The organism is Actinomadura sediminis, from assembly GCF_042675525.1.
Taxonomy (GTDB): domain Bacteria; phylum Actinomycetota; class Actinomycetes; order Streptosporangiales; family Streptosporangiaceae; genus Spirillospora; species Spirillospora sediminis.
Map to the genome: position 1 here is coordinate 1 of NZ_JBHTJA010000204.1, position 4,882 is coordinate 4,882.

The window sequence follows — 4,882 nt, forward strand, 5'->3', positions numbered from 1 at the left end:
GGGCGGCGGCCCGGCGGCGCCGCGTCCCGGCCGCTGGGTCACCGCGCGGCCCCGTCGCCGGGGACGACCGTGCCCGGCACGCCGATGACGCTGGCGGCGCCGGCCGCCGCGGCGTCCGCGTGCGGCACGGGCCGGATCTCGTGGCCGCTGGGGCGGCCGGTGTCGGCATCGAAGAACACCGGGGTCTTGTACTGCTTCATGCCGAGGCTCTCGGCGCGTTCCGCGATCTTCTCCGGCGACCGCTCCTGCGCGTTCTGCAGTTCGAGTTCCTGCTGCCGTTCCTCGAGGCGTTCGTTGCTCTGCTGCAGCCGGGTGATGGTGAAGGCGTCCTTGGCGAGGACGGTGTTGAGCAGCAGCAGGCTGACCAGGGCGCCGCCGAGCAGCCCGACGATGAGCAGGATGAACGGCGTGCGCGGCGGCGACTGCCCGGCCCGCCCGGGCGCGGCCCCGGCCCTGGACGTCCGCTCGGCTGCCGGCTTGACCGCCGGCCGGGTCCGCGTCTCGACCGCGGCCTTGGCCGCCTTGACGGGTGCCTTCGCCGGTGCCTTGGCCGAAGTCTTGACCGGTGTCTCGGCGGGGGCCTTCGGCGGCTTCTTCGCCGGGGCCCTCTTCGCCGCCGTCTTCCCCCTGGACGGCTTGGGCGGCGTGCGCGGCGGGCGTCTGCTGGTGGTCGTCATGTCGCCTCCCGGACCCGCTCGGCGGCGCGCATCCGCACCGATCCGGCCCGCGGGTTGGTGGTGGTCTCCTCGTCGGAGGGCAGTTCGGCCCCTCGGGTGAGCAGCCGGAATCGCGGCTCGTGCTCGGGCAGCGGGACCGGCAGGCCCGGCGGGGTCGTGTCGGCCGTCTGCGCGGCCAGGACCTGCTTGGTGATGCGGTCCTCGAGGGAGTGGTAGCTGAGGACGACGACCCGGCCGCCGACCGGGAGCGCGTCCAGGGCGGCGGGCAGCGCCCGGCGCCAGGTCTCGAGCTCGCCGTTCACCTCGATGCGCAAGGCCTGGAAGGTGCGCTTGGCCGGGTTGCCGCCGGTGCGGCGGGTCGCGGCCGGGATCGCGGTGCGCACGAGGTCGGCGAGGCGCCGCGTGGTCTCCAGCGGCTCGCGTTCGCGTTCCCGGACGATCGCGGCGGCGATGCGCTGGGCGAACCGTTCCTCGCCGTACTCGCGCAGGATGCGCGCGAGCTCGGCGGGCGGGTAGTCGTTGACGACGTCGGCCGCGGTGAGCCGCTGGGTGCGGTCCATCCGCATGTCGAGGGGCGCGTCGTAGGAGTAGGCGAAGCCGCGGTCGGCCTCGTCGAGCTGCGGGGAGGAGACGCCGAGGTCGAACAGGACGCTGTGCACGGCGGGGACGCCGAGGCGGCGCAGCACCCGCGGGATCTCGTCGTAGACGGCGTGCTCGAGGACGACGCGGTCGCCGAAGGGGGCGAGGCGCCGGGCGGACCGCTCCAGCGCGGTGGTGTCGCGGTCCAGGCCGATGAGGCGCAGCCGCGGGTGGGCCCGCAGCATCGCCTCGGCGTGGCCGCCCATGCCGAGGGTGGCGTCGATGTGCACGGGGGTCTCGTCGTGCGGGACGGCGTCGATCGCGGGGGCCGCCAGTTCCAGGACGCGACCGAGCATGACCGGTACGTGACCGGCCTCGGCCGCGTGGTCGCCCACGTCCATGTCGAAACCCCCCATGCGCTGCCACTCGCTCGCGGTTCTGTGCAGCATCGCCGATCCGGACCGTGTCCGCCCCCCGGCGGCGGCCTCGCCCGGCCAGGTCCCCATCCGCTGCCCTGGAGGAAGTTCACCGCGACTGCGCGGGGGTCGCCGCCTGGCACCGGGGAAGCTGCGCCAGATGGCTGGAGAGCGGCTGGAGACCTGGCCGAACGCGGGCCAGTGCCGGTCGTCGGACCGACGAGTCGTTCACCTCAGAGGATCCCTGGCAACACCTCCTCCGAGACGTCGGAGAAGGCCTGCTCCTCCTGCTCGAGGTAGGTCTCCCAGGCCTTGGCGTCCCAGATCTCGAGGCGGGTGTTCGCCCCGATCACGGTGCACTCCTTGGAGAGACCCGCGTAAGCGCGCAGCGGCTGCGGGACGGTGATGCGACCCTGCTTGTCGGGGACCTCATCGGACGCGCTGGCGAAGAAGACGCGGCTGTAGGCCCGTACCGCCTTCTCGGTGACCGGCGCGGCGCGCAGAGCCTCGGTGATGCGCTGGAACTCCGCCATGGGGAAGACGTACAGGCAGCGTTCCTGGCCCTTCGTGATCACCAATCCCCCCGACAGCTCCTCGCGATACTTCGCCGGCAGGAACAGCCGTCCCTTGTCGTCGAGACGCGGTGAATGGGTGCCGAGGAACACCGGCCCACCTCCCGCGCCGCAAGGGACGCTACCGTCCCCCACGGCGCCCCACTCTACTCCACTCTTCCCCACCGTCAACAACGAAAACCGCCTCGGCGCGACAAGATCGTCAGAGAAATCGCAGGTCAGAGTGGGTGGTGCGGAGTGGGGCGCCGAGGGGGCCGCCCGCGCGCCGGGCACCGGACGGGCGCGCGGCGGCGGCCGGCCCCGATTCCCGGACGTCTCACCGTGAACACGTCCAGATCGCCACACGCCGGACTCACGTCCCCCGTGAACATCGCGGCGACGATCGTGACGACGTACTGTCTGTTGGGGTGGCGCGTGGAGCGCGGCACCGCCCGCGGCAAGCGGGGCCGCGTTTCCGGGGACGGGCCCTGCCGGGGCCTTCCGGCCCTGCCGGGCACCCACGCGGCCGGACGGCTGAGGAGGTTTGGTGGCAGTAGGAACGCACGGCGAGTCCCCCCGCTCCGCCGCGCGCGGCGAACCGGCCCGCGCGGAGGCCGGACCCGGGCTCGAGCGCCTGGCGAAGGTCGCGGGCAGGATCAGGGTCGCCGTGGAATCGGTGATCGAGGGCAAACCGTCGGCGGTGCGGCTCGCGCTCACGGTCCTGCTGGCGGAGGGGCACCTCCTGATCGAGGACGTGCCCGGGGTCGGCAAGACGATGCTCGCCAAAGCCCTCGCCCGGTCGGTGGACTGCTCGGTCCGGCGCGTGCAGTTCACGCCCGACCTGCTGCCGAGCGACATCACCGGGGTCAGCGCCTACAACCAGGAGCTGCGCGAGTTCGAGTTCAAGCCGGGCCCGGTGTTCGCCAACATCGTGGTCGGCGACGAGATCAACCGCGCGTCCCCGAAGACGCAGTCGGCGCTGCTGGAGTGCATGGAGGAGCGCCAGGTCACGGTCGACGGCACCACGTACGCGCTGGAGCCGCCGTTCATGGTCATCTCCACGCAGAACCCGGTGGAGATGGAGGGCACCTACCCGCTGCCGGAGGCGCAGCGCGACCGGTTCACCGCCCGCATCTCGATGGGGTACCCCGACCCCGCCGCGGAACTGGAGATGCTGGACGTGCACGGCCGTTCGTCCCCGCTGGACCGGCTGGCCCCGGTGGCGCGCGCCGCGGACGTCCGCGAGCTGATCGAGGTCGTGCGGGGCGTCGAGGTCTCCCCGGACGTGCGGCAGTACGTGATCGACCTCATCACCGCGACCCGGTCGCATCCGGAGCTGCGGCTCGGCGCGTCCCCGCGCGCCACCCTGCAGCTGGTGAAGGCGGCGCGGGCGTACGCGGCACTGGACGACCGCGACTACGTGATCCCCGACGACGTCCAGGAACTGGCCGTCCCCGTGCTGGCGCACCGGATGCTGACGACCACGGAGGCGCAGGTGGACGGGCGGCGGTCCGAGCACGTGGTCGCCGACCTGGTACGGCGGCTGCCGGTCCCCGCCCCCCGGAGGTGACCGGTGCGCAGAGCGCTGGCCGGTCTCACCACGCGCGGGCGGTCGTTCGTCGCCGCCGGCGCGACCGCGATCGCGTGCGCGTTCGTGCTCGGCGAGCGGGACCTGCTGCGCGCCGGGGTGCTCGTCCTGGTGCTGCCGCTGCTGTGCACGCTCGCGGTGGCGCGCACCCGCTACCGGCTGGCGTGCGCGCGGCGGCTGGTGCCGGCGCGGCTGCCGGTGGGCGGTGAGTCGCGGATCGATCTGCGGCTGGAGAACGTGTCGCGGCTGCCGAGCGGGCTGCTGATGGTCGAGGACCGGATCCCGTACGCGCTGGGCGGCCGGGCGCGGTTCCTCATCGACCGGATCGAGCCGCAGGGCTCGCGCGAGCTGCGGTACCGGGTCCGCGCGGACGTGCGGGGCCGGTACCGGGTGGGTCCGCTGACGGTCCGGCTCGCCGACCCGTTCGGGATGGTGGAGCTGGTGCGTTCCTTCAGCGCGGCCGACTCCCTCACCGTGACGCCGGAGGTCGTGCCGCTGCGTCCGGGCCGGCTGTCGGGCGCGTGGACCGGCGGGGGCGACAGCCTCGCCCGGGCGGTGGCGGCGGCGGGCGAGGACGACGTGGCGCCGCGCGACTACCGGCACGGCGACGACCTGCGCCGCGTGCACTGGCGGTCCACGGCGCGGCGGGGCGAGCTGATGGTGCGGCGCGAGGAGCAGCACTGGCAGAGCAGCGGGACGCTGTTCCTGGACACGCGCCGTTCCGCGCACTGGGGCGACGGCCCGGGCGGCACGTTCGAGCGGGCGGTGTCGGTGACGGCGTCGATCGGGGTCCACCTGGTGCGGACCGGGATGCGGCTGCGGTACGCGACGGACGTCGGCGAGGAACTGCCCGCGGCGTCGGCGGACGGGGCGTTCGAGGGGCTGCTGCTGGACGCGCTGGCCGTGGTCCGCCGGTCCCCGGGCGACGCGCTGCCCGCGGAGACGCCCGCGGCGGGCGCGGGCGGCGGCGAGCGCGGCGGCCTGCTGATCGCCGTGTTCGGGGCGCTGTCGGCCGGGGACGCCGGCGCCGTGGCGTCCCGCTGGCGCGGCGCGACCCGCGTGGCGGTGCTG

At 74.4% G+C, this 4,882-nt stretch carries 5 protein-coding genes; 2 read left to right on the forward strand and 3 right to left on the reverse strand.

Going from position 1 to position 4,882, the window contains the following annotated elements:
- Positions 1-38 precede the first annotated feature (38 nt).
- From ACFQ11_RS37085 to mraZ, 3 genes are all read right to left on the reverse strand, one after another.
- Positions 39-677 carry a hypothetical protein gene (locus ACFQ11_RS37085; RefSeq protein WP_378307539.1) on the reverse strand — a complete coding sequence of 213 codons (639 nt, stop codon included), beginning with the start codon at positions 675-677 and terminating at the stop codon, positions 39-41.
- A complete protein-coding gene (gene rsmH / locus ACFQ11_RS37090) occupies positions 674-1,672 on the reverse strand; it encodes a 16S rRNA (cytosine(1402)-N(4))-methyltransferase RsmH (RefSeq protein ID WP_378307545.1) in 999 nt (332 codons plus the stop codon). The genes ACFQ11_RS37085 and rsmH overlap by 4 nt, the downstream gene beginning before the upstream one ends.
- 233 nt (positions 1,673-1,905) lie before the next feature.
- Positions 1,906-2,337, reverse strand: coding sequence for a division/cell wall cluster transcriptional repressor MraZ (mraZ, locus tag ACFQ11_RS37095; protein WP_378307541.1), 432 nt, complete (start codon positions 2,335-2,337; stop codon positions 1,906-1,908).
- A gap of 520 nt (positions 2,338-2,857) precedes the next feature.
- Between mraZ and ACFQ11_RS37100 the strand changes: the two genes are divergently transcribed.
- Both ACFQ11_RS37100 and ACFQ11_RS37105 read left to right on the forward strand, forming a co-directional pair.
- Positions 2,858-3,793 (forward strand): AAA family ATPase, encoded by a 936-nt coding sequence (locus tag ACFQ11_RS37100; protein WP_378307547.1) that lies wholly within the window; start codon positions 2,858-2,860, stop codon positions 3,791-3,793.
- Positions 3,794-3,796: 3 nt separating this feature from the next.
- On the forward strand, positions 3,797-4,882 hold a 1,086-nt coding region (locus ACFQ11_RS37105), incomplete at its 3' end, for a DUF58 domain-containing protein (protein WP_378307543.1).

Coding starts and splice junctions, on each gene's coding strand:
- rsmH (WP_378307545.1), bottom strand. CDS start 1,672: ATGGGGGGTTTCGACATGGACGTGGGCGACCACGCGGCCGAGGCCGGT.
- ACFQ11_RS37085 (WP_378307539.1), bottom strand. CDS start 677: ATGACGACCACCAGCAGACGCCCGCCGCGCACGCCGCCCAAGCCGTCC.